Here is a 26,714-nt window from a genome sequence, read left to right as displayed (position 1 = left end):
ACAAAAATCAAAATTTGGCTGTTGATCAGCAGCCAAATAAATTACATCCAAATCCGCTGCCAACAGTTTTTGTGAATCAGAAAAAATTGTTAATTGTTGATTAAGTTGAGCTAACTTTTGATTTGTGGCCGAATTTCCAACTACTCCACTTAAAATTCCTGTTTGACTAGCTTCTATTGCAGCTGCCAAGCGTTGAGTTGCAGCTGCATCACCAATAATGCCATACTTAACTGCCATTTTTTCACCTCATCTGAAATTAAATCATTTGGTTACTACTATATATTGTACCAAACAATTTACTAATTCCACATGTTAATATTTTTAATCTGATTTAAAATCGGCAATCAGTTGGCGTAACTGTTGACCATCAGCTTGATCACTAATTGTCAATCTAAGCCAATCTTTGGCCAATCCTCGCCGTAATTGGAAACCATTGTGTAATAAATTGTCTGCCAACTTTACTGCCTGTGGGAATTTAAAGAAAATAAAATTAGCTTGACTATGAAAATATTTAATTCGATTAGCAGCAAAAAATTTCTCCCATTTATCTCTTTCCTGAGCTGTCTTTTTAATTGATGAAGCTACAAACTCTTGATCCCGCAAAGCTGCTAATGCACCAACTTGAACCAGGGAATTTAAATTATAAGGCAAACGAACAGCTTGCAAATAATTAGCTAATTTCTGATTCATTACCGCAAAACCGACTCGCAAATTAGCTAAGCCATAAACTTTTGAAAAAGTTCGCATTACCACCGCATTAGGGAATTGCTCCAGCAATGGTAAAGCACTGGCTTGTTCAAAATCGGTAACATAATGAATATAGGCTTCATCAATCAAAACCAGGACCTCGGAAGGAACTTGCTTTAAAAATTCTACCAACTCAAATGGTTTTTGATACGCACCAGTCGGATTATTAGGATTACAAAGCCAAATTAATTTGGTTTTTTGATTAATTTTGGTCAGCATTTGAGCTAAGTCATTTTTCCCAGTTTGGGGATCACAAGGAACTGAAACCACTTTAGCCCCTTCAATTTGGGCATGAAGCGCATATTCAGAAAAAGTTGGGGTTGTTTGTAAAATTTCATCCCCAACTTCTAAGAAAATTCGCGAAATCAGTTCAATAATTTCATCGAGACCAACTCCAAAAACTAGTTTTTCTGGTGGAACTTGTAGCTTTTGAGCAATTGCCATTCTCAAAGCTGTTGCATTACCATCAGGATAACGATTTGTCTCACTAAAGTTCCAATTGATAATTGCTTGTTTAACTTGCTGAGAAGTTCCAAAAGGATTTTCATTTGCTGAGAGACGGACCAGTCTTTCCAAGCCCAACCGTTTCTTGACAGCTGCTAAAGGTTCTTCTGGAACATAACTTGATAATTGCTTAATCTGATCTTTCACCAGACAACCCCCTTAAAGTTTCTTAATCTCGCGTCTTTCTTGTGTCTTGCTCATTAGACCTTCACGTTTCCCCAATTCCTCCTTGATCTGATCAAAGCTGACTCCTTGTTCAACTAATAAGACCATCAAATGATATAGCAAATCAGCTGTTTCGTAAACCAGCTCACTTTTATCGGGATTTTTAGCAGCTACAATTACCTCTGTTGATTCTTCACCAACCTTTTTTAAAATCTTGTCAAGTCCTTTATCAAATAAATAGTCGGTATAAGAGCCCTGAATTGGGTTTTTACGACGATCAACAACTGATTGGTACAATTCATCAATTTCTTGTTTCATTTTTTCTCCTTACTCTTTATCCGATTTGATTAAAAAAACAACTGCGGTGCCCAGTATGACAGGCTGGCCCAGCTGGGATAACTTTGATTAGCAGCGTATCTTGATCACAGTCGAGATACATTGCCGTTACTTGCTGCATATTACCGCTAGTTTCACCTTTGTGCCATAATGTTTCCCGTGAACGTGACCAAAACCAAGTCTGCTTAGTCATTAAGGTTTTTTGAAAGCTCTCTTGATTCATCCAGGCAACCATTAAAACTTCATTGGTAGCTTGATCAACTACAACTGTTGTCAATAACCCCTTAGAAAAATCTGGTGTTAACATCTGACACTCACCCCCGCCGCTTTCAATCTTTGTTTGACCTCGGGAATCGTTAATTCACCATAATGGAAAACTGAAGCTGCTAACGCTCCGTCAACTTCAGCCTGTTGAAAAACATCAATAAAATCTTGTATTTTGCCAGCACCGCCGGAAGCAATAATTGGTACATCAATAGCAGCTGCCAATTTTTGGTAAAGCTCAATTGCAAATCCATTTTTAGTTCCATCCTGATCCATACTGGTGACTAATAACTCTCCGGCTCCTAAAGCAACGACTTTTTTAGCCCAAGCCACCGCTTCTAAATTAGTTGCTTGCTGTCCGCCATGCGTATAAACCATTGGCTGGCCAGTTTGAGGATTTATTTTAACATCAATTGCCACCACAATACATTGATTGCCAAATTTTTTGGCACCAGCGGTAATCAGCTGCGGATCGGCTACTGCAGCTGAATTAAGTGAAACTTTATCTGCGCCCGCCTTTAAGAGTGCTTGAATCTGGGCAACTGAAGTTATGCCACCGCCAACCGTTAACGGCATAAAAACTTGTCGTGATACCTTTTCAACTACCTCAACCATTGTTCGACGCTGCTCATTTGTTGCTGTAATATCCAAAAAAACTAACTCATCTGCGCCCTGTTGCTGATAATTAGCGGCAATTTCAGCCGGATCACCAACATCTTTTAAATTAACAAAATTGACACCTTTTTTGACTCGGCCAGCATCAACGTCTAAACAAGGAATAATCCGTTTAGCCAACATTTTGATTCACCTCCGCAATCTTTTGCAAACTAATTTTACCAGCAAATAAAGCCTTGCCAACAATTACATCTTTAATGCCCTGCTGTTGAAGCCGTTGAACATCAGCCAAATCTCGAATACCACCGGAAGCCACGATCCGACAATTAGTAAATTGTTGTTGCAGACAAACTAGCAATTCAACATTAGGGCCTTGCATTGTGCCATCCCGATCAACATCAGTAACAATAAAAGTCTTAGCTCCTGCTGCTGCAACCTCAGCAATCAAAGCTGACATTTTGGTCTGGGTCTGTTCTAACCAGCCATTAATAGCCACCTGTCCATTCTTACCATCGATTCCGATCACAATCTTTTCAGAACCATACTTTTTCAGTGCCTGACGAACAAATTCAGGGTCATGCAGAGCAGCTGAACCAATGATCACTCGATCGATTCCTAATGCTAAATAATACGCGACTGTTTTTAAATCCCGAATTCCCCCGCCCAATTCCAATAAACCACTAAATTCTTGGCGAATTGCTTTGATCACGATACTGTTTTGCGGCTTGCCAAATTTTGCTCCGTCAAGGTCAACCAAATGCAAACAACCAACTTGGGCCTGCTCGAATTCCTGGGCTTGTTGTTTGGGATTGGCATTAATCAATGTTTTTTGGTCAAATTTTCCTTTAAATAGCCGAACACTTTGACCTCCTGCTAAATCAATCGCTGGAAAAATCACGCTGAGGTCACCACCTTTTTTGCGAATGTTGCTAAGACTTGCAAGCCAACTTGGCCACTTTTTTCTGGATGAAATTGCGTTCCATAAATTTTGCCACACTTGACCATTGCGGGAACCTTAATCGCATAATCGACTTGCGTAATTATATATTGAGGATCACAATTTGCATAATAAGAATGAACGAAGTAAGTATACTCATCAGCTAAAAAAGTAAATGGATTCTGAGATTGCAGTAATTCATTTTGATTCCAGCCCATCTGCGGGACTTTAAAACCTGGTCGATTTTCAAAAGCAACTACTTGACCAGGAATCAGTCCTAAGCCTTGATGCCAACCATATTCCGTTGAACTGTCAAATAGCAGCTGCATTCCCAAGCAAATTCCCAATAACGGTTTACCCGCCTTAACTTGCTGCTTAATAATTTGATCAAGTCCAGTTGCTTGTAGATTCGCAATTGCTGGGGCAAACGCACCAACTCCCGGTAAAACGATCCCTTGACATTGCTCGATCACAGCTTTATCGGCTGTTAAAACTGTTTCAAGCTGCAAATAATCAAAGGCCTTTTTTAAATTGTAAGTGTTCCCGGCATCATAATCGATAATTGCTAGCATTAAATCACACCTTTCGTCGAATTGACTCCCTTGATTGCTGGATTGATCGTAACCGCTTGGCGCATAGCCCGACCAAGTGCCTTAAACAGACTTTCAATTTTATGATGGGTGTTGCGACCGTACAAAATTGTTGCGTGTAAATTCATTTGATTACTAAATGCCAAAGCTTGGAAAAAATCTTCCACTGTTTCTGTTTCAAAGTTCCCCAATCGCTGATTTTCTAAATCTGCTTGAAAAATTAAGTATGAACGTCCACTTAAATCTACACAAACTCGCCCCAGCGTCTCGTCCATTGGTACCATGGCTGTTCCATAACGTTCAATCTGTTCCTTATTGCCCAAAGCTTGTTTAAAACATTCGCCTAGTACAATCCCCGTGTCTTCAACCGTATGATGTGAATCTACTTCCAAGTCTCCATTAGCTTTTACAACCAAGCCGAAACGACCATGCTTAGCAAATAAAGTTAGCATGTGATCTAAAAACCCGATTCCAGTTTCAATTGAAATTCCTGATTGTTGATCAATATCTAATTTAATGCTGATCTGCGTTTCCTTTGTTTCTCGTGTAATTTTGGCACTGCGCATAAAATGACCTCCTGATTTGAAAAATAAAATTTCTAAAACCTAGGTAATTTTGAAAATACTGTTTTATTTAAAACGTTGCTCGACTGCTCGTGCATGTCCCTCGAGCCCTTCTGTCCGAGCTAATTGGGTAATATCGGCTAAATCAGCTTTGAGAGCTGCTGACGAAAATTGAATAAATTGGGTCTTTTTAACAAAATCATAAACTCCCAATGGCGATGAGAACTTTGCAGTCCCCCCGGTTGGCAAGACATGATTAGGCCCAGCTAAGTAATCACCCAATGGTTCAGAAGCGTAACGTCCTAAAAAGACTGAGCCAGCATTGCGGATCAAACTCAAGTATTGAGCTGAATCCGCCAACTGAATCTCTAAGTGCTCTGGTGCAACTTCATTCATCAAAGCAAACATCTCTGGAATTGAATTCATCACGGCAATAAAACCGCGGTCAGCTACTGAAGCAGCAGCAATCTCTTTTCTCGGTAAGCTTTGTAGCTGCTCATCAACTGCTTGGCTGACTTTTTGAGCCAGTTCCAAACTATTAGTGATCAGCATTGCCCGGGCGCGTTTATCATGTTCAGCTTGCGATAAAAGATCAGCTGCCAATTCTTGGGGATCAGCCGTTTTATCAGCTAAAATCCCGATTTCCGAAGGACCAGCCACCATATCAATTGCAACTTGACCAAAAACTTGCTTTTTAGCGGTAGCAACAAAAATATTGCCTGGTCCAACAATTTTGTTAACAGGCGGAATTGATTCTGTTCCATAAGCTAAGGCTGCAATTGCCTGAGCACCACCGACTTGATAAACTGCATCAACTCCAGCAATCTTAGCTGCTGCTAAAACCGCCGGAGCAATTCCATTTTTTTGCGGCGGAGTGACCATAATCACCTGATCGACTCCGGCAATTTTAGCCGGTAAAGCGGCCATTAAGATTGTTGAAGGATAAGCAGCTGTCCCACCTGGAACATATAAGCCAACTCGCTGGAGTGGAGTAACTTTTTGACCACGAATGATTCCTGAAACTCGGGTATCAATAAAGCCATTTTCCAATTCCATCTGGTGAAAACTGATAATATTTCTTTTAGCATGTTCCAATGCTTGTTTCAAAGCTGGTGAAATTTCATTTAAAGCCGCGGTCAGCTGTTCAGCTGGAATTTTAAAATCTTGGATCTTGGCTTGATCAAACTTTAATTCATATTCTCTTAACGCCTGATCTTTTTTTTGACGTACATTAGCTAATATTTCACGGACGCTGGTTTCTATTTTCAGATCTGTTGTTTGTTGCGTGTAACGTTTAACAATTTTTTTCATTTCAGTCAGTGATTGCTGATAAATTTTCATTTGCTTGCACTCCCTTGTTCTACAACTTGCTCTAATTGATCCGCAAGTTCAAAAATTTCGCCTGCATGTTGTTTAAGCGACATCCGATTAGCAACCAATCGTGTTGATACTTGATCGAGATAATCGTAAACATACAAATTATTTTCTCTTAATGTTCGACCAGTTTCAGTAATATCAACAATTGCATCTGCCAATCCAATTAATGGTGCCAATTCAACTGAACCTTCAATTTTAATAATTTCAACGTCTTGTCCCAATGATTCAAAATAGAGCTGAGTAATCAAGGGATATTTTGTCCCAATTACCTTGCGACCAGGTTGATTAAAATTAAAATCACTGGTTGAAGCTAACACAAATTGACATTGCCCAACCCTTAAATCTAATAATTCTGATTGCTGATTACGGTGTTCCGTTAAAATATCACTACCAACAATTCCTAAATCAACTGCCCCTGAATTGAGGTAGGTGGTTACATCCGGGCCTTTTGCTAAAATAAACTGAAATCGATCATCGCTTGTATTAATGATTAATTTGCGATTTTTTTGTTTTAGGCCCGAACAGTCGATTCCAGCCGCTTCTAAAAGCGGAATGACCTGTTTTTCAACCCGGCCCTTGGTTAAAGCAATTTTAAGTGGCATCTTCAAGATCTCCTTGTGCATTTAAACGATAAAGTTTCACGCCTAGACTTTGAGCATTCCGCTGAGCATGCCGCAAATCTAGCGATAAACTTAATTCTAATTCCGGATATTGTTCACAAATCTGACTAACCAAGGCTAATTGTGCTGGCTCAAAGAAAAGCAAGTCATGTTTATGACTATTAGCTGAAATTACAGCTTCATCAACTAATCGATCAATATCAATCCCCATTCCAACTGCTGGTTCAGGCTGGGATTGAAAATTTTGCAATAGCTGATCATAACGACCACCGCTGAATAAATAATCCGAAATATCCTGCATAAAGCCTTTGAAAGTCAAGCCAGTATAATATTCCTGCGGCGGAGCTGAACTTAAATCAACTGTGACCTGCTGATTAGGCAATTGCGATGTCCAGTCGGCAAACTGCATAATTTTTTCAAATAGTTCTCGTGCTTGACCACTTAACCCCACTTTTAAAACTTGGGCTTGAACTTCCTGATAATCACCAAATAAGCGCGGCCAAATTTTCAAAAATTTAAACATCGGTTGCTCAATAAATCGACTAATCAGTTGCAAATAATGCGGTAAGTTTTTTTGATACAAAGCAGCTTTGATAGCCTGTTTTAATGCTTGATTCGAACTTAATTCATTTAAAATTGTATCAATAAAACGTGCATCCCCCAATTCGAGCTGAATCTTGCCTTGCAGCAATCGCCGACTCAATCGATTGATCAATAACAAGCATTCACACTCGGCCTTGGCTGAAGCATAACCAACAATTTCAATTCCGGCCTGAGTTTGCTGATTATAACGACCAGAAAGTGGCGGAGCAATTTTAAATCGATCACCAACATAATAAAACTTTTGTGGTAGTTTCAAGTTGTTAGTCGATAAAAACCGCGCAATTGGCAAAGTTAAATCTGGCCGCAAGACAACTGTTTCATTATTATTGTCTAATAATTGATAAGTTTGCATTTGCTTCAAATCAAAATCAGCAAAGACTTCTTGATATTCCAAAACCGGGGTGGTAACTTTCATATAATTCCGTTGTTGTAGCTCCGTTTCGATCAAATCGATTAATTGGGTCTTTCTTTGGGCTCTTTTGCCAAATTCATCTCGCGTTCCCAACGGAAGATTAACTTTATGCATCTATCTTCACATCCTTACTTAAATAAAAAAAACCTCTTGGCCTGATAGCCAAGAGGACGATAAACCGTGGTTCCACCTCAATTTGTTTACTTTTTTCAAAATAAACCTCAGTGCTTGCTAAGCAAAGGATAACGGACTGACCGGACACGGCTTACTTTCAAATTCAGCCATTCAATTTGCAGATGTGGTTCATGCTTGGATTTGACTTCCTTTTCCATCCACGGAAGCTCGCTTAACAAATTATCAAGCACTACTCTTCTGTTCATCATCATTAAAAACATTAAATTATCATTAATTTATGGTTAGCATACCCTTTAATATTTTTTTTGTCAAGCCCAAAATTAATTTGATTTAAACAGTGAACGCAAATGCCAGCCATGACCAACTTCCGCCACCGAATGTGCATCAGAACCAAAAACGAGTGGAATTCCTAATTTTTCTGCCATTTTAGTAATCTGGATTCCTGGATAAAATTGGTTGCAATACGGTTTATATAAACCCGCCGTATTAAAATCCAATTCTCGGCCTTGCTGTTTAATTATTTTTAAAATTCTTTCAATTAACTGCAAATTTTGCTGATCAAATTCAGCCGGTAAGTGGAAAAAGTCTTGATATTTTTGGATCAAATTCAAATGCCCCAAGCGTTGCGGTCGATATAAGCCTAAATCAGCGGTAACTTCTTGGAAAACCACTTCAAAGTACTGCTGATAAAGCTGTTGCGGAGTTGATAACCATTCAGCAAAGCCGGTCGCAAAATCAGCGGTTGTATAATCCACACACCAAAGGCCATCATCTTTGCCTGGCATAAAATGAAGCGACAAAATATTTTGCTCTGTTTGCGGTCCGACTCGATTAAGAAACTCTTGAATTTGTTTTTCAAATCCTGGCAAATAATCAACTTCAAAACCAACTGAGATTTTGATTTGATCTTGATACTTTTGTTTCAAGTGATTAGTCAGCTTAAAATAGTCATCCAGCTGCTCCCAAGTCAAAGAAGCGGTTGTTAGGCCTTCTGGATCACCGCGATACTTTTTTTCAAAACCGCGGGGCAAAGGAGCATGTTCGGTAATACAGTAATGCTCAAAGCCTAATTTAATTGCGCGTTCAATCATTGATTCTGTTGACTCGTGACTGCCATGCGGGCAAAGTTCTGTGTGGGTGTGTCCATCAATTTTCATTTTGCTTACTCCTCTCTAATGAGCAAAAAGTTCAACTTACTAAATTAGAATTTAGCAATGAGTTTTAGAAATGTCAGTCGTAATACTGAGTTAAAAACTTTTTAATTCGCCGCTGATATTCAGTTGGATTAATCCAGTAACTTTCAGCGTGTGTTGCATTTTGAACGATCCATAACTCTTTGGGAGCACTTGTTGCTCGAAAATTTTCCAAAGACATCTCGCTGGGAACAAATTTATCTTTTTCCCCGTGAATAAAGAAAATTGGCAGTTTGTTTTTCCTTAATTGCTCAATTGAAGAGACATCACCCAAATAATAGCCTAAACGGTGATGATTGATCGTGCTGACCAGTGGATAAAGCGGATATTTAGGCAAATGATATTGTTCTTTCAATAAATAAGTCAGTTCACGATCGATACTTGAATAACCGCAATCTGCAATTATGCATTTAACTTGCGCTGGCAATTTTTCACCACTCAGCATTTCGACCGTTGCTGCCCCCATGCTGACGCCAAATAAAACAATTCGCGTTGAAGTGCCTAAACGGCCTAGCACTTTATTGATCCATTTGAGATAATCTAAACGATCTAGCCAGCCAAAGCTAATATACTTGCCCGCACTTTCACCATGGGCTCGATCATCAGGCAACAACACATTGAAACCCAAATCATAAAACATTTTGGCGTAATTTGACATCGTTTCACCATTACCCTTATAACCATGGGAGATAATCACCGCTTTAGTTGAAGGCTGCGGTGCCGGAATGAAATAAGCCGACATTTGCTCATCTTCACCCGTTAAAGTAAAGGTCCAGTGTTCCTTATTGACCCGTTTAAACCACGCGACAAACGACCAATATTGCTTGGCATATTTCTGCTTTTCTTGGGATGTTTCTGGTACATAATTAACTCGTTTAAAAGCAATCTTAAATAGATACTCACTTGCTAAATATGATAAAGCTCCCGCCCCAATGAACGTCCCAAAGAAAAATTTCTTTTTTTTCACTTCTGCAGTCGATCCCTTCTAAATTTGTTTGAATAAATTATATTCCTAAAATGCTGTCTATGTATAGAAAAAACTGTAGCCTGCTCAAGCCACAGTTTTTTTAATTAATTGATTTAATTTATTATTTATTTAAACGCGCATTAAGTTTTTGGCTAAGTTCTTCAAAGCCCGGACGATTTAACAAAGCAAACATATTATGCTTGTAGGCTTCAACACCTGGCTGATTAAATGGATTAATTCCATTCAGATAACCAGAAACAGCAACTGCTGCTTCAAAGAAGTAAATCAGATAGCCAAGTGTATATTCATTGCGGTTTGGAATATTAACAATCATGTTGGGCACATTTCCGTCAGTATGAGCCAAAACAACTCCTTGGAAGGCCTTGGTATTAACAAAGTCCATTGATTTGCCTTCCAAATACTTCAAACCGTCTAAGTTTTCAGCTTCTTTAGGAATTTCAACATCGTGGTTGGGGTTAGCAACTTTAATGACCGTTTCCATTAAATTCCGCCGACCTTCTTGGATATACTGTCCTAATGAATGCAAATCGGTTGAAAAGTTAGCTGAAGACGGGTAAATTCCCTTTTGATCTTTGCCTTCTGATTCGCCCATTAATTGTTTCCACCATTCACCAAAATACTGCAAAGTTGGTTCATAATTTTCCAAAATTTCAGTTGTATATCCCTTACGATAAAGGATGTTCCGCAAAGCAGCATACTGATAAGCTTCATTTTTCTTTAGGTCTGAATCTGCATAAGCTTCGCGAGCATCAGCTGCCCCTTGCATCAATTTATCAATATCAGCACCTGAAACAGCAATTGGCAAAAGTCCGACCGGTGTTAAAACCGAAAAACGACCACCAACATCATCGGGAATGACAAAAGTTTCATAGCCTTCAGCATCAGCTTCAGTCTTTAAGGCACCCTTCGCCCGATCAGTTGTAGCATAAACTCGTTCTTTTGCTCCTTCTTTGCCATATTTAGCAATTAACTTTTCCTTGAAAATTCTAAAAGCAATTGAAGGTTCAGTTGTTGTTCCTGATTTTGAAATGACATTAACTGAAAAGTCACGATCGCCAATCAAATCTAACAAATCATAAACATAAGAAGAACTGATCGAATTGCCCGCGAAGAAAATCTGTGGAGCATTCCGCTTTTCAGCTGGCAAAAGATTAAAGAAAGTGTGCTGTAAGAATTCAATTGCAGCCCGCGCACCTAAATATGAACCGCCAATTCCAATTACAACTAGAACTTCAGAATCTGACTGGATCTTTTTAGCTGCTTTTTTAATCCGCTCAAATTCTGTCTTATCATAATCAACCGGTAAGTTCAAAAAACCACGAAAATCATTACCGGCACCAGTACCTTCGCGCAATTCATTATCAGCAGCATTAACTAAGGCTTGCATTTCACCTAATTCGTTAGGATGAACAAATTTGGTTAAATTGGAACTGTCAAAAAAAATATGAGCCATTAAAAATCTCTCCTTTATATTTTATTACTGAACTCATTATACAATTTTAAATCCCGTTTGTAAGCCCTTTTTAACGACAAATTATGAATAATGCTTAAAATTACTTAAAACTCAATATTATTAAGCCTGGACTTTGACTAACAGATCAAACCAATTTGTAAACAATTGTTGACAATCCGCTAACCATTGTCCTTTGATCCGTTGATTTTGGGAGTCCAGAAAATAATTTTTTGGTGGTGCGATTTCTTTTCCTAATTTTAAATCACGGCGATACTCATCAGCCAACATGGTTAACTGATATTCAGGATGCCCGGTAATAAATAATTGTTGTTGATCGTTAGTTTCACAGATTGCTGGTCCAACTTGTGGCGAACCCGCTAAAATCCTCAAGTTACTCCCATTAAAATCAACTGAATAATTTGTAGTATAGCGCGAAAAAGGCAGTTGCATCGTTTGACCTAACTTTTTAAACAACGGATGCGTATGTTGAAATTTAATCATATAAATTCCAAAAAGCTTATTTTTTACAGGATATTTTTTGATTTGACCTAAAATATACATTCCCGCTTGAGCAGCCCAACAAAGTGAAAGGACATGTGAACAATGAACTTGTGACCAGCTATAAATCTGACAGAGTTCCAACCAGTAATCGACTTCTTCAAAAGCTAGTTTTTCAACTGCTGCACCTGTAATGATCAGGCCATCAAAATATTGATCTCGAATTTCTGGAAAACTTTGATAGCCAATAATGTCGACCAGCGATTTTTGATTTTTAAAATGATGGGTCGCCGGATAACAAAAAGTCGGCAAAATTTGATAAGGACTTTTCTTAAAAAAGATATTTAAATTAGCTTGTGTTTTAGCCTTATCTGGCATTAGATTTAGTACTAGAATTTTTAAAATTGGTTTAGTATCCATTTAATTTCACCCCAAATCAAAAAAACCTCCATGCTAAGATTAGCATGGAGGGACGTTTTTACTCGTGGTACCACCCAGATTTTGTCTTGTTTTCGCAAACAACACCTCAAAAGTACTCCAAGGAATACTCAGACACGTTATCGGGTGTCACCGGCAGCTAAGCTTGCACTCAACTGCAGCTCCGAGCTCATCTTCTCTTTTCTTAAGGCTCCACCCTTTCACTCTCGATGGTCGCTAGCAGCCCGCTAAAAAGATACTCTTCTCATCAACACTTTATTGGCAATTATGATATGGCATTTTCAATTTAAAGTCAAGTAAAATTTATTTCAGCGTTGGTAAGTTACCAGTATAGTGGTTAACTCGTTTAATTTTGCCAAAAATACACAGTCCAAGGAATTTTAACTGCTGATCAGTCTTATTTACTAAAGCCTGACGATAATCTTCATAAGTTGGAGCCTGCTGGGCAGCATCAGTAAATGAAATTACTTCTAATTCGTCCTTGGTTATAGATTCCTTTAACTCGCGTAATTGATCACTATTAGCAGCTAAAACTGGAACTGGAAGTTTGATTAAACCTGGAAAAAACTGCTTATCAAGATTTTGGAGATCCTCACCATTGATTTCTGGATGCCTTTTCCCCAAGGCACAGCCTAAAATTGACACCGTATTAGCAATCATCCCAATCGGCAACTGATCATCAACGACCATCACACACTTAAAATTCATTATTAATTCCCCCTATGAAATCAATTTTGAAATTTAACATTAAAAGTATAAATATATTTTTTTTGATTGTCAAACTAGTTTAAGAATGATTTCATAATTATTTTTTAAATCGTCAACTCAAATTGACTTGATTTTAGAGAATGGTTTAGAATAAAGCGATAGTTACTCTGGAAAGGACGGTTGTTTTAATGCAAAAAATCAAAACCAAACTAAGTACACGCTGGGGATTTTTTGAATTACTAGTGTTTCTTTTTTGGTTAAAGACCGTTGCTGTATATTTGATTGATTTTCGGCTGGGAGTTAGTGGCTTGATTGGATACGCTACACTATTATTCAATCCATTAGCAACAACTTTGTTATTATTTGGAGCAGCACTCTATATCAAAAGAACTGTTCCAGCTTATCTAACCTTGATCATTATTTATTTGGCAAATACTGCTTTATTGTTATTCAATGTCATTTATTATCGTGAATTTACTGATTTTATGACGTTCAATGTAATTTTTGGCTACTCAAGTGTTTCTGAAGGTTTGAGTACCAGTTCCCTGGCACTTTTAAAGCCACAAGATATCATTATTATTGCAGATTTGATTTTAATAATTTTAGGTTTTATTACTAAAATTATCCGCTTTGATCCGCAACCAATTCCTAAAAAGCATGCAATTGCACTAACATCTTTTTCAATCTTTTTGATTTTTTTTAATTTAACAATTGCTGAAGCACAGCGACCACAGCTTTTAACCAGGACCTTTGATCGCAGTTATTTAGTCAAATACCTTGGATTAGATGCTTTTACCTTTTACGACGGTGTGAAAACTGCTAAGAATAGCCAAGTTCGCAGTGAAGCATCGAGTAGCGATCTCAACCGAGTCTTAGATTTTACGCGCAAGCATTACGCCAAACCTGATGCCAGTTTATTTGGAATTGCTAAGGGGAAAAATGTGATTGTCATTCATCTTGAAAGTTTTGAACAATTTTTAATCAATTATAAATTAGATGGTCAAGAAGTTACGCCGTTTTTAAATAGCATTTATCGTAGCAAATCAACTTATAGTTTTAGTAATTTCTTTAATCAAGTCGGTCAAGGAAAAACTTCAGATGCTGAAAATATGTTGGAAAACAGTGTTTATGGGTTACCCCAAGGTTCATTATTTTCAGCTCTTGGAACCGACAATACCTTTCAAGCTGCCCCGGCAATTCTAAATCAGCGAGCCGGTTATTCAAGTGCCGTTTTCCATGGCAACAAGGGGTCCTTCTGGAATCGTGATAACGTTTATAAGAATTTTGGTTATCAATACTTTTTTGACTCAAGCTATTTCAATACTTCAGCAAATAATTTAACTGAATATGGTGTCAAAGACAAACTGCTATTCCATGATTCTATTAAGTATTTGGAACATTTACAGCAACCGTTTTACGTTAAATACATTACGGTTACTAATCATTTTCCTTACGAACTGGATAAAAAAAATACAACTTTCCCAGCGGCTAATACCGATGATGATTCTGTTAATAATTATTTCGTAACAGCTCATTATCTTGACCAGGCAGTAAAAGAGTTCTTCACTTACCTTAAAAAATCAGGCCTTTATGATAATTCAATCATTGTGATTTATGGTGATCATTATGGAATTTCTGACTCTCGTAATTTGAAATTAGCACCTCTTTTAGGAAAATCAGCCGCAACCTGGAATGATTTTGATAACATGCAAATGCAAAGAGTACCATTTATGATCCACATTCCTGGTTTAAAATCTGGTGGCGTTCAAACGACCTATGGCGGCGAAATTGATGTCTTGCCAACTTTATTGCATCTTTTAGGGATATCTTCCAAACGATATATTCAATTTGGCACTGATCTCTTTTCTAAAGAACACGATCAAACGGTTGCTTTTCGCAATGGTAGTTTTATTACACCTCATTACTCATACGTTGATGGAGACATCTATCAAAACAAAACGGGTGAGCAAATTACCCATCCGTCAGCTAAGTTGGCCGCTAAGATTAAAAAAGATAATCAAAAAGTCAACACAGAGCTTTCACTATCAGACAGCTTAAACAATAAAAACCTATTACGTTATTATGTACCTAAAGGGTTTAAACCAGTCGATCCTAAGAACTACAATTACAAAGACGATTTTGGTCAAGTATTGCAAATTGAAAAAATGCTCAAGCAAAAGTCAACTAGTTTATGGTCAAAAAATGGTAACCATTCGACAATTTCTGATTATACTTCAGATGCACCAGAACTTAAAACAACTGATAACAATAAGAAAAACTTGGAAAGTGCCTACTCGTCGGTTGATCAAGCTGCTTCATCCTTATCATCTAGTCAAGCAGCCCAAAGCAGCAGCAAGTAATTCTAAATTATCAATCTAAGTGAAAAAGGTTACTGAAACAGCTTTTTCAAGCTATTCCAGTAACCTTTTTCTAATTAACTTTAAACTTTGTCATTCGTCAGCTTTTCATCTGGAAAAATTAGGGTAAAAGTCGTTCCCTGGTCTGGGTGGCTAATAACTTCAACTTTCCCATGATGAAGCTGCATCAACTGCTGAACAATTGCTAAGCCTAAACCCGACTCACCATATTTAGAATTTTTCCGTGAAGCATCTGCTTTATAGTATCTCTCCCAAATATTTTTCAGTTGTTCTGGCGTCATCCCAATTCCAGTATCACTGATGCGAAAAATCGTACTTTCAAATCCCTTTTCAGCAGAAATTTGAATGTTGCCATTTTGCGTGAATTGAATTGCATTTTGAGTCACATTAAAAATTACTTGAACAAAACGATCATAATCAGCAAAAACGTTTAGTTTATTCGGTCCAGTAACTTCCAACGTATCTCCAGCCGATTGAGCTTTCTTCCTCAGCTGTGTTTGAATGTTATGCAAAACATGCATAGCTTCAAAATTTTGCCGCTTAAGTAAAATTTGACCACTTCGAATTTTTTCATAATCAAGATTCTCATTAACGAGACGAATTAAGCGTTTCGTTTCATTGCGCATTAATTCAATACTTTTAGCTTTGCTTTCTTCCGGGATTGCATCGTAAGCTAAGCCTTCCAATAATCCATTGATTGTCGTCAGCGGCGTCCGCATTTCATGAGCTGCATCGGCCATAAACTGACGTCGCTGTTCTTCTTGCCGCTTGATTTCCTTTTCTGATTTTTTCAAAGAAAAAGTCATGCTATTAAAATCATTGGCCAAGTCATCGATCTCATCACGATCCTTATTAGGAATCTGAATGTTAAAATTACCACTAGCAACTTGTCTGGTCGCCCTTTGAAGCTGCCGAATTCGTTTAGTCGTATAATGTGCAACTAAATAGCTGATGGCAACTCCAATCGCTGCTGATATCAACAGCATATAAATCAGACTTCTTTGAATTTTTGCGAAACTTTCTTCCAAACTTGAAACTTTGGCACCAACAGAAATAACGGCTACTAAATCACCTTGTTGATCAAAACATGGCGCAAGAATATCAGTCATTTTTTGCTGCTGACGATCACCCTCTTTAAAATCACCAGGTCCTCTTTTCCAGCTAAGATCGTTTTTTCGCCGAATAATATTCCCCTTTTTCAACTTTCGCCAATCTTTTTTTGAAATTATCGACTGAAATCCCATTGTTTGAGGATAAAGGACTCGATTACGACTGGTGTAAATTGTAAAATGAACTTCCTGGTTCTGTAATAATAGTTCGTAGTTTTGTAATTTTTCACTATCTAAAGAAAAAATAACTTTTCCTTTCGAAGTTTGTGTTTCACTCATTGCATCAGTTTTCAAACTATAAGCATAGCCTTCAAGCTGATTCCAGGCATTTTCATAGATCAAAGATTTAGTTAGTTGAAAGAAAAAGATTCCTAAAAGTGTCAGCAATAAAACAATGATCGTAAAAAAAGCCAGCATCTGCTGATAAATGAGTTTCATTAGCTTTCAACCTCAGAATCATCGAACTTATAACCTACACCCCAGACTGTTTGGATCACCTGTGGCCCAACTTGTTCGATTTTTTGACGTAATTTTTTAATATGTGCATCAACCGTTCGTTCATCACCATAGAATTCATAATGCCAAACTAATTGTAATAGTTGGTCTCGAGAAAAAACCTGTCGCGGCTTTTGAGCCAAAGTCTTCAATAGATCAAACTCTTTAGGAGTTAAATCTGGGATCAATTTTCCATTCAGATAAGCTTCCCGGGTTTTGGTATTCATTTTAAAATGATCAGTCACTACATCAAATCTTTGATCCTCATTTGCGATCAATCCGCCAGATTGATGAACAGTTAAAGCTGCTCGTCGATGCAAAGCCTTAATTCGAGCAATTAAGGTAATTGGACTAAACGGTTTGACCACATAATCATCAGCTCCCATTTCTAATCCCAAAACCTGATCACTTTCCGAATCCCGAGCTGTTAAAATAATAATCGGGACAGTACTGGAAATTGCACGAATTTCTGCATTCACCTGCATGCCATCCTTCCCGGGTAAGTTCAAATCAAGAGTAATCATATCCCATCCATTTGGATCTGCTTTAAATTTTTCCATTGCTTCAATTCCATCATACGCATAGACCACATTCCAGTGTTCTTTTTGAAAAAACATCGACATCATCTCAGCTACTGATTTATTATCTTCAATCATCAATAATTTCAATCTACTCCACGTCCTTTAAAAGTTCCTATACCTCAATACTTGACTATCATACCGCAAATTTGCAACTTTTCTTTGAATTTTCAGTAAAAAATCTGGCTCTGAAACTAATTTTAATTACTTATCTTAAATTCAACAAAAGCTTGAGACATCTTGCCTCAAGCTTCTTAAGAAAAGTATTAAATGGAGATGGCGGGGCTCGAACCCGCGTCCAAGCATATTGCCATTCGAACATCTACGTCCATAGCCATGTTATTTAAAATTCATCACTGACCACGCCACATGACTTGGCTAATATCAGCAACTAACCTGATAATCCTCTTTCAGTTAATTCAGATGGCGTTAACTGACGCAAGTCCACTATTTATAGGACCCAGCACTAATACATGGACGATATTAGGTGGATCTACGTTGCTGCGTTTAGGCAGCTAAAGCGTAAGAGTTGTTATTATTTTTTGCAGTTATATTTAACTGAGCGTCTTTACGTCACGCAACTACGAGACGCAGCCCGAACTCAACCTATACCTGTCGAATCCAAAACATCCCCATGACTTATTTTACCATGAGCAAAATCAAAAGCCAACTAATTAAATTTCTAATAAATAACAACTGCTTCTTTTTGACTCAAATTATTATAAACGTCAGCCATTACACTACTTGGCGTATTGACACAACCACCAGAACCATTATTTAGGTAAGCATCACTTGACCAATTTGTTCGCCAACTTGCATCATGAAAGCCACAGCCACTGTTAGTAAATTGAGCCCAGTACTTAACATTAACCGAATAATTAGCGTTGCCAACTTCACTGCCTTTTAACACTGATGGTGATTGCTTATACATAATGTACCAAAGCCCCTTAGGTGTATCTTCACCAGTGTTATGCTTACCTGTCACGACATTAGTAGAAACAACTTCTTGACCATTCTTATAGATCCACAAATGCTGTTGCGAGATTGAAACTTCTGCATAGCTATTACCAATACCGTTATTGCTCAGACCATAGCCTGTTCCATAAGTCAAATAACCAACACCATAAATATCCTGTTTAGCATCCAGTGATTTTTTACCTGTCAACAAAGCTTGCTCGATATGTTCAACCGCCCGCTCAGATTTTAATGCCCATCCATATGATCCTCCATCAGCAATCTGAACAGTATTGCCATCATGAGTTTTAAATGAAATTCCCTTTTGAAGAGTGGCGTCTTGCTGATTAATCTTAGCAATTTCATCAGTAAGATTGGTTGAATCAATTTTATACTTGCCATTTGTATAAGTTACCCGCTGAAGATTGCTTTTAGTTGAAAATTTATATTTATTGTTTTGAACCCGATATTCAACGGAACGTTTGCTTAATTCTTCAAGTTTTTGTTTTTCATGCTGAACTTGTCGACTTTTTGCCTTGAGTGGTTGTAAATAAACAGCTGTTAACTCAACTTTAGGTAAAAATTCTTGCTGATGATATTGTTTCAACAAGGCTTGCAAATTATATTTGTTACCAGCTTGAGCTTGAACAGTTTTGATTTTACCAGCAGTTAAAACTGCATAGGCATCTTTTGGGGCTTGGCGGTGCAAATTTTCTTGAGTTAATTTTGTTTTAAGCGTAGCAGCTGTTTTGTTGTCTTCATGTTTAGTAACTTCTGACGGCTCGACTAAAAAGCTTTGTTGCTTAGAACTTGGAAAAAAAGTCCATTGACGTTTGATCAATTGCTTAATCTGTGGTAAATCCTTTTTAGTGAAATCTGAACCCGAACGCTGATACTGATAAATCAATTTGTTTTTTAAATAAATCTTTTGTGAAGCAGATTTCTGCTGAAGTCGTTTCAATGTCTGCTTAGCATTCAAACCACCCACATTGATTCCATTAATAATGATCTTTTGATTAAAATGATTGTAACGATAATAGCCAATCCCGCCAAGCATCCCAATCAAAATTATCAGAATTATTCCAATTAATTTTTTTCTCTTAATGACTCTCACCTCATTATTAAACTAAAAACACCTGAGTCTACCTAAATTAGGATAACATAAATCAGTCAAAAAATTAATCCTTCCAATCATTTTACTCAATAAATGCTAAAACTACAAAGTTTAAAATAAAGAGTCCGGTACAAATTACCAGCATCGGGTGAATTTCAGAAAACTTTCCCTTTGCTAGTTTGACAGCTAAATAAAAAATAAAACCAGCCGCAATTCCATAAGAAATCGAGTAACAAAGTGCCATAAAAACAGAAGCAAAAAAAGCTGGAATTGCATCCTCCAAATTAGTCCAATCAATATTTTTGAAAGATCCCATCATCATGATCCCGACGACAATCAATGCTGGTGCAGTTGCTGCATCAGGAATGATGGCGATTACCGGTGCTAGTAAACTGCTCAATAAAAACATGACTGCTGCTGTCAAGCTGGTCAAACCAGTTCGTCCGCCAACACCTATTCCTGAAGCACTTTCAACAAAAGTTGTGACGTTAGAAGTTCCAAAGATTGCGGCAACAACTGAACCAATTGCATCTGAAAACAAAGAACGATCCATTTTTGACTTAAAACCATGTCCGTTAAAAAATTCCTTTTCATCCTGTTTTGAAAAGATTCCAGTTCGTTTCCCAGTTCCAATAAAAGTTCCAATTGTATCAAAAATATCACTCAGACTAAATGCGAAAATTGTCATTAGAGCCAACAAAAATCGACCTGGATCTTGAAATAGCGAACCCATTCCCTGCTGACTAAAGGCTGCACCAAATGTTGTACCAAGTTGATGAAAAGCCATTAACAAAGAATTGTTGTTAACGGCAGATAATTGAGTAACTTTCATTGGAACTCCTAACAATGTAGTTGCAATAATTCCAATCAGAATTGCTCCTTTAACCTTTTTGACCACCAAAAAAGCTGTAAGTATTAATCCAATCAAGGCTAAAATTGGAGCTGCTTGGTTAAAATTAATTAAAGAAGGTGTGACCCCACCATTAGAAACAACTGACGTAACACCATTTTTAAAATGCGTTAAATTGGCATGGTAAGTCGTACCATTGATCGAAACAATACCAGCCTGATCAGTAATAAACTTCAAAAAGCCTGCATTCTTGATTCCAATATAAGCAACAAAAATCCCGATTCCGCCACCAATTGCATGTTGTAAAATCTCTGGAATTGCCTTAATAATTAGCCGTCGAATCTTTGTAATCGTAATCGTGACATTGATCAAGCCACAAAGAAAAACCAGAGCTAAAGCTTGTTGCCAAGAAAATCCTAATTGTAAAACAACGGTATATGCAAAAAAAGTTGCTAGTCCCAAGCCTGGCGCTTGCACGTATGGAACATTTGCAAACACCGCCATGATCAAAGTACTAACAACCGAAGCTAAAATTGTTGCTAAGAAAATTGCTTGCGTAGGCATTCCAGTTGAACCTAAAATACTCGGAGCTACAAACAAAATATAAGCCATTGCAAAAAAAGTCGTTAATCCTGCTAAAATTTCAGTACTAACATTCGTCTTATTTTCCTCTAGTTTGAAGAACTTTTTCATGATCGCTTCTCTCTCCTCTAAAAAAAGAATAATTACATTATAGGATAACTGAAACGTTCCTCAAAAAATATAAGAAAATTCTAATAAACTTTCTAGAGAAAAATTATTTATTAAAACTTGGTCGAATTACCATTACTGAGCAAGGAGCATTTTGAGCTAAATAGCTGGCCTGTGAGCCAATAAAAATTTTTTGGCGGTTATTAATAGGTTTCGTTTTCGAACCACAAATCAAAACATCTGGTCTAAAAACTGGAATTACATCATTAATAATCGTCGCTGCCGGTTTGCCTTCACGAATAAAAGCCTTAACTTTCTCAACTCCAACTTCATGAGCTTTAGCGATATATAATTTTAAAGCCGCTTCCAAATTCTGACGAATTGCAGTTCGTTTCTCCGGGCTCAAAGCTTCAAAAACATTTAAATCTTCTAGTTCCAGCACAGTAACGATTCCTAAAGTAGCCTGGTTGGTTTTAGCCATACTCAAAGCATACTTAAAAGCTGCCAGCGATGATTCAGAGTCATCTTCATCGACTGCTACCAAAATTTCGCTAAAAAGCCGATTTGCTAATTCAAAATTTAAATCTACATCATGCTTTTTCATTTTTATTTCCTCTTTTCACCATTTGACAGGACTCCACAAACTTCCATCCAACTCAGCTTGTAATTGCTCGATCCTTTTTTGTTGTTCTTGCACCAATTGGGCCAGTCCACGATAAAAAGCTCGTTGTTGATACTCTGAGCTGTTGTTGGTTAATGTCTCAAGTTGCTGCAAAACCCATTCATTATTTTCCATTTAAGCTATCATCTTCTCTAAAGTCATGAACCATTTGCGTCAATTCTGCCAATTCTGTTTGATTTTCCGCCACTTGCTGTTTGATTAAATTTAAGCGTTGTTGTAAGCGTGAATCTTCAGTTTGATCAATTAATCCTGTCAATTTTTGCAAAAACCAGCTTTCCTGCATTGCAAAACTTTGTGGTTGCGGTAACTCAAGGAATTGTTGATAAGCCAATAACAAGTGCTGGCGCTGCAGTTGTGTTTGGTAGGCAAAACGTTCAATTAAAAAAGGCGGCAATAGCTGCATTTGAAAATGCTTGGCCAAAGCAGCAAACGGACTGAGCAATTCTGCAAACGAATATCCGACACGTTCACCTAATTGGAATTCACTTGCTGCATGACTAAAACTGACGACTAAGCCAAATTCCTTACCACGTAAATTAAAGCCAGTGCTTTCTGGCAAAACATCATCCAACCATTTTTTCAAAAGAGCTGGTGCGCTATACCAATATAAAGGAAACTGTAAAATAATTCTTTGCTGGTCCATAAGCAAATTTCTTTCATCATTAATTTTAAAAACCGGTTCAGCAGCTAATTCATGCCAAGTAATATTTTTTAGTAAACTGGCACTGGTTTTCAAAAATTCCTGTGTCTCTGAGTTTCCTGGCTGGGGATGCCCAACAATAATTAATGTTTTCAATTCTGTTTCACCCTCATCTGATCCATTGTCTGATTCAACAAATGATCAACAAAAACATTGCCATGATCATTTGCATGACCTTTTGTCCAGATAAAGTGTAACTTAGGGAATCCCACTAAAACTTTAGCCAGCTTCTGCCACAATTCTTGATTAGCAACTGGTTGGCCAGAAGCCGTCTTCCAACCATTTTTTTGCCAATTATTTAACCAGTGTTGGGTAATAGCATTTAAGACATAACGGGAATCTAAAATCACAACAATGGACTTTTGCTGCCAATTTTGTTTTATTAAAAAAATCAACGCTTGATATAAGGCCATGATCTCCATTCGATTATTAGTTGCTCCAAACTCGCCAGCCGAATCTACATACTGTTGATGATCAAATTTGACCAAATACGCCCAAGCGGCTAAATCATTGACCTTTACATGTTGGTTTAATCGATTGCCATGATTCCGTGAACCACCATCAGTCCAAATTTTAATTTCTGCAGTTTGCGAGTCACTGTCTGCTTGGAATTGACTAAAAGTTGGCTTTTTTGTTTCCAACCAAACTGGATTTTTCAGCCATGCCTGGGCTGCTATCAGATCGTTAAATCCTTTATAACGTGCTTGAGGAAAATTGTGAACCTCTTGTTGGCAAGCTGTCCAAGTTGGATAGATTCCTGGATGACGTCCATGAGCGACAACATAATATTTAAATGCGATCACTGCCACTTCCTTTCAGATTGTTTAGCTTGATTTTAACTGATTAAAAAGCTTTCAGCAATTCATAAATAACTGTATACAGCAAAAAACATCAAAATCGTTCCCGCTAACACCATTATATGCCAATAAACATGCGAATACTTTAATTTACAAACACTATAAATCATTGCTCCAAAAGTAAAACACAAGCCGCCACCCAAAAGCAAACTAAACCCCCATTTGCCTAATGATTGCCAGAGTTGTTGAAAACCAACTAAACACAGCCAGCCTAAGATTACATAAATCGTTGTTTCGATCCATTGCAATCTAACCGGTAAAATTAAGTGCAAACCTATTCCGGCTAATGACAGAATCCAAATAGCTAACAGCAACCGCGGACCCAAGCTTTTTCCCATGCCCAATAAACAAAATGGCGTATACGTTCCAGCAATCAAAATAAAAATACTAGTATGATCTAATAAGCGAAAAACTCGATTGGCCCGAGTAAAATATAATGAATGAAAGAGCGTTGATGACACGTACAAAATAATTAGCGCGATCCCATAAACTAATAGTGGACCCAATTGTTGTGGGTGATGTATCCCTTTAATAATTAAAAAAACTAGTGCAACAATACTTAAAATTATCCCAACTCCATGAGTTATACTACTCCAAACTTCATTAATAATTTGTTCTTTTTTATTGAGCATTCGACACCCCTCAAATCTATTTAACTTCAAGAATAATATAACATAGTTTTAAAGTCTAGATAATCTAAATCTTTCATTCATAACTTTTTTTTAAAATATAGGTTATCTAAGATTATGCTATAATGTAGTTAAATATTTTAGAGCAAGTGAGGCCAGAATTTTGGAAAATAATCAATTTGAAATTCAAATTGCTGAACTAAGCAGAGCAAAACTCCCATTGTGGAAAGAATTTCCGGATTTTGAACTTTACATGGATCAACTAGTTAACTTGGGCAATCGTTATTTGCAGTTGCTACAAGAAACTGAAATTACTCCCTCCATGATTAATAGTTACGTCAAAAAAGGAATCATGCACCGGCCAAATAAAAAAAGGTATGATACTGCAAATGTTGCTGAATTAGTAGTAATTAGTTTATTAAAATCAATTTATTCACTAGATGCCATCAAGAAAGGTTTGCATGATGCAACAAGTCAAACTTCCATTGATGATGCTTATGATTATTTTGCCACTTCGTTTAATCAAACTCTGGATGAAATTACTGATAAGTGTTTTACTTTTAAATTAGATACCCAAGAAGATCCACTCTTGTTAACAGAGCAATTCTCAATCCATGCTGTGATCTATAAAATAATTGGTGAAAAACTGATTAATTTGTTAGCTCATGATAAAAATCACTAAAAAACCTCGGCTTAACTTAAAAAAGACAAGCTCAAGGTTTTTTTAATAGAGTCAACAACGAGTTTATTTTCCTAATTGTTGCAAATATTTTCTATTCTTTTGAAAATCAAATTCTTTTTCCGATTTACTGATGATGACAGCCGCCAAGGAGTTCCCTGCCACATTGACAACCGTCCTTCCCATATCAACCAGTCGATCAATCCCTGCAATAAATGTCAATCCTTGAACTGGCACCCCAATCGTCGAAATTGTTGCTAGTAGAACAACAAATGAAGCCCCAGGCACACCAGCAATTCCCTTTGAAGTAATCATTAAAACAATTACTAAAGTCACTTGTTGTGAAAGCGACAAATGAATTCCATATGCCTGAGCTAAGAATAAAGCTGCTAGTGACTGATAGATCGCTGATCCATCAAGATTAAAGGTATAGCCTGTTGGCACAACAAAAGACACAATTCCCTCACTGACTCCAAAATGCTGCATTTTAGCAATGATTTTTGGTAAAACTGCTTCGGAACTAGCTGTTGAGAAGGCCAAGATCATTTCCTCTTTAATTGTTCGTAAGATATGCCAGTTATTTAATCCAAAAGTTCGTGCAGCTAAACCCATGATAATAATAATAAATATGGCCATTGTTGCATATGCCAATACAATAAAATATCCCAACGGAGCTAGTGCTTTAAGTCCCATCTGAGCAACAGTCGACCCGATCAAAGCGAATACCCCAATTGGAGCAACGTGCATCACCCAATCTGTAACTTTAAACATTACTTCGGCAACTGCCTGCAAAAAATCAATAATAATTTTACCGCGTTCTCCGATAGCGGCAGTACCTAAGCCAAAAAAAACACAAAAGAAAATGATTGGCAACATACTACCATCACTCAGTGAACCAAAAACATTCGTTGGAATAATTCCCATGATAGTTGACCAAATTCCGCTATGTTGAACTTTATGGGCTGTTTGAACATATTGTCCAATACTTTCACTATGTAATTGATGAATATCAATATAATCACCCGGATGAAACAAATTGCCAACGATCAGGCCTAAAATAATTGCGATGGTTGTCATAATTTCAAAATAAATCAACGTTTTAAGACCAACTCGTCCCAACTTTTTAATATCACCCATATTAGCAATTCCAACCGTCAAACAGGAAATAACAATTGGCAAAACAATCATTTGGATCAAACTAATAAACATCGTTCCAATATTTTGCATCGCCGTAATAGCTGTTTTATTTTCATAAAAAATTACTCCACAAATAATTCCAAGCAACAAACCAATTAAAATTTGCCAACCGAGGCTCAAACGACCTACTTTAAACTTTTTCATTTTTCACACTCCAATAAAATAATTAGTTCTATCTAATTAAAAAAGCACTAGATTCATGTTAGCAAAAATTCATTTGTTTATAAAGTAAATAAATTAGGCTCTTAATTTTCATAAAATAAGTTTTATAAGCAAATATTCTTTTCATATTTAAGTGAGATTTGTTCTAATGCTTTATTTACTATAAATTATTGATTTTTAAAGATACATTTGATTGATTTTAGATCATAATTAAAGCTATCCAGTAAGAAATTTAAAACATAACGTGCAGATTTTTTTCATCGAATTATTCAGTGGTTAATCGATATCAACAGGAACATCCTTAGTTGACGAACCTGATTGAAGATTGCTTTTAAGGATCTAGCAAATCGTCTTAGTGATTGTTTAATGAACTAGAGCTGAAGGAAAATTCTAAACGTTTGCTATCACTCCTATTAGATTCATTAACACGAATTGCATCAGAAGCAAACTAAGCGCTTGAACTAGCAGTTAAAATTTCTAAAAACCTTAAAGTT

General features: G+C 37.1%; 28 protein-coding genes, 1 other RNA gene and 1 other annotated feature. Of the genes, 2 read left to right on the top strand and 27 right to left on the bottom strand.

Going from position 1 to position 26,714, the window contains the following annotated elements; translation table 11 throughout:
- From ON15_RS01955 to ON15_RS01880, 16 genes are all read right to left on the bottom strand, one after another.
- Positions 1 to 237, bottom strand: a 237-nt coding sequence (locus ON15_RS01955; RefSeq protein WP_010579791.1) for a hypothetical protein, incomplete at its 3' end; no start/stop codon positions are given.
- Between the two features lie 84 nt (positions 238 to 321).
- The gene (hisC, locus tag ON15_RS01950; RefSeq protein WP_010579790.1) at positions 322 to 1,398 is read right to left on the bottom strand and encodes a histidinol-phosphate transaminase; all 1,077 of its coding nucleotides are present in this window, start codon (positions 1,396 to 1,398) and stop codon (positions 322 to 324) included.
- 12 nt (positions 1,399 to 1,410) lie between these two features.
- Positions 1,411 to 1,734, bottom strand: coding sequence for a phosphoribosyl-ATP diphosphatase (gene hisE / locus ON15_RS01945; protein WP_010579789.1), 324 nt, complete (start codon positions 1,732 to 1,734; stop codon positions 1,411 to 1,413).
- Between the two features lie 16 nt (positions 1,735 to 1,750).
- On the bottom strand, positions 1,751 to 2,059 hold the full coding sequence (hisI, locus tag ON15_RS01940) for a phosphoribosyl-AMP cyclohydrolase (protein WP_010579788.1): 309 nt from the start codon (positions 2,057 to 2,059) through the stop codon (positions 1,751 to 1,753).
- Positions 2,053 to 2,814 (bottom strand): imidazole glycerol phosphate synthase subunit HisF, encoded by a 762-nt coding sequence (hisF, locus tag ON15_RS01935; RefSeq protein ID WP_010579787.1) that lies wholly within the window; start codon positions 2,812 to 2,814, stop codon positions 2,053 to 2,055. The genes hisI and hisF overlap by 7 nt, the downstream gene beginning before the upstream one ends.
- Positions 2,804 to 3,529, bottom strand: a complete 726-nt coding sequence (gene hisA / locus ON15_RS01930; RefSeq protein ID WP_010579786.1) for a 1-(5-phosphoribosyl)-5-[(5-phosphoribosylamino)methylideneamino]imidazole-4-carboxamide isomerase — start codon at positions 3,527 to 3,529, stop codon at positions 2,804 to 2,806. Before hisA ends, hisF begins: the two co-directional genes overlap by 11 nt.
- Complete coding sequence (gene hisH / locus ON15_RS01925; protein ID WP_010579785.1) at positions 3,526 to 4,140, bottom strand: imidazole glycerol phosphate synthase subunit HisH; 615 nt, start codon at positions 4,138 to 4,140, stop codon at positions 3,526 to 3,528. The genes hisA and hisH overlap by 4 nt, the downstream gene beginning before the upstream one ends.
- Positions 4,140 to 4,724 (bottom strand): imidazoleglycerol-phosphate dehydratase HisB, encoded by a 585-nt coding sequence (gene hisB / locus ON15_RS01920; protein ID WP_010579784.1) that lies wholly within the window; start codon positions 4,722 to 4,724, stop codon positions 4,140 to 4,142. The genes hisH and hisB overlap by 1 nt, the downstream gene beginning before the upstream one ends.
- A 63-nt stretch (positions 4,725 to 4,787) precedes the next feature.
- Positions 4,788 to 6,062, bottom strand: coding sequence for a histidinol dehydrogenase (gene hisD, locus ON15_RS01915; RefSeq protein ID WP_010579783.1), 1,275 nt, complete (start codon positions 6,060 to 6,062; stop codon positions 4,788 to 4,790).
- On the bottom strand, positions 6,059 to 6,709 hold the full coding sequence (gene hisG, locus ON15_RS01910; protein ID WP_026049430.1) for an ATP phosphoribosyltransferase: 651 nt from the start codon (positions 6,707 to 6,709) through the stop codon (positions 6,059 to 6,061). The genes hisD and hisG overlap by 4 nt, the downstream gene beginning before the upstream one ends.
- A complete protein-coding gene (locus tag ON15_RS01905; protein ID WP_010579781.1) occupies positions 6,690 to 7,847 on the bottom strand; it encodes an ATP phosphoribosyltransferase regulatory subunit in 1,158 nt (385 codons plus the stop codon). Before ON15_RS01905 ends, hisG begins: the two co-directional genes overlap by 20 nt.
- 49 nt (positions 7,848 to 7,896) lie before the next feature.
- Positions 7,897 to 8,122: a binding site (T-box leader), on the bottom strand.
- Between the two features lie 66 nt (positions 8,123 to 8,188).
- Positions 8,189 to 9,025, bottom strand: coding sequence for a histidinol-phosphatase HisJ (gene hisJ / locus ON15_RS01900; RefSeq protein ID WP_010579780.1), 837 nt, complete (start codon positions 9,023 to 9,025; stop codon positions 8,189 to 8,191).
- Between the two features lie 73 nt (positions 9,026 to 9,098).
- The gene (locus ON15_RS01895; protein ID WP_010579779.1) at positions 9,099 to 10,028 is read right to left on the bottom strand and encodes an alpha/beta hydrolase; all 930 of its coding nucleotides are present in this window, start codon (positions 10,026 to 10,028) and stop codon (positions 9,099 to 9,101) included.
- A 121-nt stretch (positions 10,029 to 10,149) separates the two neighbouring features.
- The gene (locus tag ON15_RS01890; RefSeq protein WP_010579778.1) at positions 10,150 to 11,502 is read right to left on the bottom strand and encodes a glucose-6-phosphate isomerase; all 1,353 of its coding nucleotides are present in this window, start codon (positions 11,500 to 11,502) and stop codon (positions 10,150 to 10,152) included.
- 120 nt (positions 11,503 to 11,622) lie between these two features.
- Positions 11,623 to 12,420: a homoserine O-acetyltransferase/O-succinyltransferase family protein gene (locus tag ON15_RS01885; protein WP_010579777.1), complete on the bottom strand. Its 798-nt coding sequence runs from the start codon at positions 12,418 to 12,420 to the stop codon at positions 11,623 to 11,625.
- Positions 12,421 to 12,741: 321 nt separating this feature from the next.
- Positions 12,742 to 13,146, bottom strand: a complete 405-nt coding sequence (locus ON15_RS01880; RefSeq protein ID WP_010579776.1) for a DUF2000 domain-containing protein — start codon at positions 13,144 to 13,146, stop codon at positions 12,742 to 12,744.
- A 188-nt stretch (positions 13,147 to 13,334) separates the two neighbouring features.
- On the opposite strand from ON15_RS01880, the gene ON15_RS01875 reads away from it, so the two are divergent.
- On the top strand, positions 13,335 to 15,506 hold the full coding sequence (locus ON15_RS01875; RefSeq protein WP_010579775.1) for an LTA synthase family protein: 2,172 nt from the start codon (positions 13,335 to 13,337) through the stop codon (positions 15,504 to 15,506).
- A gap of 80 nt (positions 15,507 to 15,586) precedes the next feature.
- Here the strand turns inward: ON15_RS01875 and ON15_RS01870 are convergent, their stop codons facing one another.
- The 10 genes from ON15_RS01870 to trhA form a co-directional block, all read right to left on the bottom strand.
- Positions 15,587 to 17,071: a sensor histidine kinase gene (locus tag ON15_RS01870; RefSeq protein WP_010579774.1), complete on the bottom strand. Its 1,485-nt coding sequence runs from the start codon at positions 17,069 to 17,071 to the stop codon at positions 15,587 to 15,589.
- Positions 17,071 to 17,796, bottom strand: a complete 726-nt coding sequence (locus tag ON15_RS01865) for a response regulator transcription factor (RefSeq protein WP_010579773.1) — start codon at positions 17,794 to 17,796, stop codon at positions 17,071 to 17,073. Before ON15_RS01865 ends, ON15_RS01870 begins: the two co-directional genes overlap by 1 nt.
- A 178-nt stretch (positions 17,797 to 17,974) precedes the next feature.
- Positions 17,975 to 18,340: a transfer-messenger RNA gene (gene ssrA / locus ON15_RS11390) on the bottom strand.
- 48 nt (positions 18,341 to 18,388) lie between these two features.
- Positions 18,389 to 19,774 (bottom strand): L,D-transpeptidase family protein, encoded by a 1,386-nt coding sequence (locus ON15_RS01860; RefSeq protein ID WP_010579772.1) that lies wholly within the window; start codon positions 19,772 to 19,774, stop codon positions 18,389 to 18,391.
- Positions 19,775 to 19,856: 82 nt separating this feature from the next.
- Positions 19,857 to 21,317 (bottom strand): NCS2 family permease, encoded by a 1,461-nt coding sequence (locus ON15_RS01855; protein ID WP_010579771.1) that lies wholly within the window; start codon positions 21,315 to 21,317, stop codon positions 19,857 to 19,859.
- 103 nt (positions 21,318 to 21,420) lie between these two features.
- Positions 21,421 to 21,918: a universal stress protein gene (locus tag ON15_RS01850; RefSeq protein WP_010579770.1), complete on the bottom strand. Its 498-nt coding sequence runs from the start codon at positions 21,916 to 21,918 to the stop codon at positions 21,421 to 21,423.
- A 15-nt stretch (positions 21,919 to 21,933) separates the two neighbouring features.
- Positions 21,934 to 22,110, bottom strand: a complete 177-nt coding sequence (locus tag ON15_RS11695; RefSeq protein WP_010579769.1) for a hypothetical protein — start codon at positions 22,108 to 22,110, stop codon at positions 21,934 to 21,936.
- The gene (locus ON15_RS01845) at positions 22,100 to 22,792 is read right to left on the bottom strand and encodes an NAD(P)H-dependent oxidoreductase (RefSeq protein WP_010579768.1); all 693 of its coding nucleotides are present in this window, start codon (positions 22,790 to 22,792) and stop codon (positions 22,100 to 22,102) included. Before ON15_RS01845 ends, ON15_RS11695 begins: the two co-directional genes overlap by 11 nt.
- Positions 22,789 to 23,496 (bottom strand): ribonuclease H family protein, encoded by a 708-nt coding sequence (locus ON15_RS01840; RefSeq protein ID WP_040524668.1) that lies wholly within the window; start codon positions 23,494 to 23,496, stop codon positions 22,789 to 22,791. Before ON15_RS01840 ends, ON15_RS01845 begins: the two co-directional genes overlap by 4 nt.
- 62 nt (positions 23,497 to 23,558) lie before the next feature.
- Complete coding sequence (gene trhA / locus ON15_RS01835) at positions 23,559 to 24,185, bottom strand: PAQR family membrane homeostasis protein TrhA (RefSeq protein WP_010579766.1); 627 nt, start codon at positions 24,183 to 24,185, stop codon at positions 23,559 to 23,561.
- Between the two features lie 160 nt (positions 24,186 to 24,345).
- Here trhA and ON15_RS01830 point away from each other — a divergent pair, with 160 nt between their 5' ends.
- Positions 24,346 to 24,864 (top strand): DUF1836 domain-containing protein, encoded by a 519-nt coding sequence (locus ON15_RS01830; protein ID WP_010579765.1) that lies wholly within the window; start codon positions 24,346 to 24,348, stop codon positions 24,862 to 24,864.
- A 63-nt stretch (positions 24,865 to 24,927) separates the two neighbouring features.
- Here the strand turns inward: ON15_RS01830 and ON15_RS01825 are convergent, their stop codons facing one another.
- Complete coding sequence (locus ON15_RS01825) at positions 24,928 to 26,202, bottom strand: dicarboxylate/amino acid:cation symporter (protein ID WP_010579764.1); 1,275 nt, start codon at positions 26,200 to 26,202, stop codon at positions 24,928 to 24,930.
- Between the last annotated feature and the right edge of the window lie 512 nt (positions 26,203 to 26,714).

It is taken from the genome of Liquorilactobacillus vini DSM 20605, assembly GCF_000255495.1.
Taxonomy (GTDB): Bacteria; Bacillota; Bacilli; order Lactobacillales; family Lactobacillaceae; genus Liquorilactobacillus; species Liquorilactobacillus vini.
Note: the sequence above shows the minus strand (reverse complement) of the source record. Positions and strands in the feature narration are given on the sequence as shown.

Coding starts and splice junctions, on each gene's coding strand:
- hisE (WP_010579789.1), bottom strand. CDS start 1,734: ATGAAACAAGAAATTGATGAATTGTACCAATCAGTTGTTGATCGTCGT.
- hisI (WP_010579788.1), bottom strand. CDS start 2,059: ATGTTAACACCAGATTTTTCTAAGGGGTTATTGACAACAGTTGTAGTT.
- hisF (WP_010579787.1), bottom strand. CDS start 2,814: ATGTTGGCTAAACGGATTATTCCTTGTTTAGACGTTGATGCTGGCCGA.
- hisH (WP_010579785.1), bottom strand. CDS start 4,140: ATGCTAGCAATTATCGATTATGATGCCGGGAACACTTACAATTTAAAA.
- hisB (WP_010579784.1), bottom strand. CDS start 4,724: ATGCGCAGTGCCAAAATTACACGAGAAACAAAGGAAACGCAGATCAGC.
- hisD (WP_010579783.1), bottom strand. CDS start 6,062: ATGAAAATTTATCAGCAATCACTGACTGAAATGAAAAAAATTGTTAAA.
- ON15_RS01905 (WP_010579781.1), bottom strand. CDS start 7,847: ATGCATAAAGTTAATCTTCCGTTGGGAACGCGAGATGAATTTGGCAAA.
- hisJ (WP_010579780.1), bottom strand. CDS start 9,025: ATGAAAATTGATGGACACACCCACACAGAACTTTGCCCGCATGGCAGT.
- ON15_RS01890 (WP_010579778.1), bottom strand. CDS start 11,502: ATGGCTCATATTTTTTTTGACAGTTCCAATTTAACCAAATTTGTTCAT.
- ON15_RS01885 (WP_010579777.1), bottom strand. CDS start 12,420: ATGGATACTAAACCAATTTTAAAAATTCTAGTACTAAATCTAATGCCA.
- ON15_RS01880 (WP_010579776.1), bottom strand. CDS start 13,146: ATGAATTTTAAGTGTGTGATGGTCGTTGATGATCAGTTGCCGATTGGG.
- ON15_RS01875 (WP_010579775.1), top strand. CDS start 13,335: ATGCAAAAAATCAAAACCAAACTAAGTACACGCTGGGGATTTTTTGAA.
- ON15_RS01870 (WP_010579774.1), bottom strand. CDS start 17,071: ATGAAACTCATTTATCAGCAGATGCTGGCTTTTTTTACGATCATTGTT.
- ON15_RS01855 (WP_010579771.1), bottom strand. CDS start 21,317: ATGAAAAAGTTCTTCAAACTAGAGGAAAATAAGACGAATGTTAGTACT.
- ON15_RS01850 (WP_010579770.1), bottom strand. CDS start 21,918: ATGAAAAAGCATGATGTAGATTTAAATTTTGAATTAGCAAATCGGCTT.
- ON15_RS11695 (WP_010579769.1), bottom strand. CDS start 22,110: ATGGAAAATAATGAATGGGTTTTGCAGCAACTTGAGACATTAACCAAC.
- trhA (WP_010579766.1), bottom strand. CDS start 24,185: ATGCTCAATAAAAAAGAACAAATTATTAATGAAGTTTGGAGTAGTATA.
- ON15_RS01825 (WP_010579764.1), bottom strand. CDS start 26,202: ATGAAAAAGTTTAAAGTAGGTCGTTTGAGCCTCGGTTGGCAAATTTTA.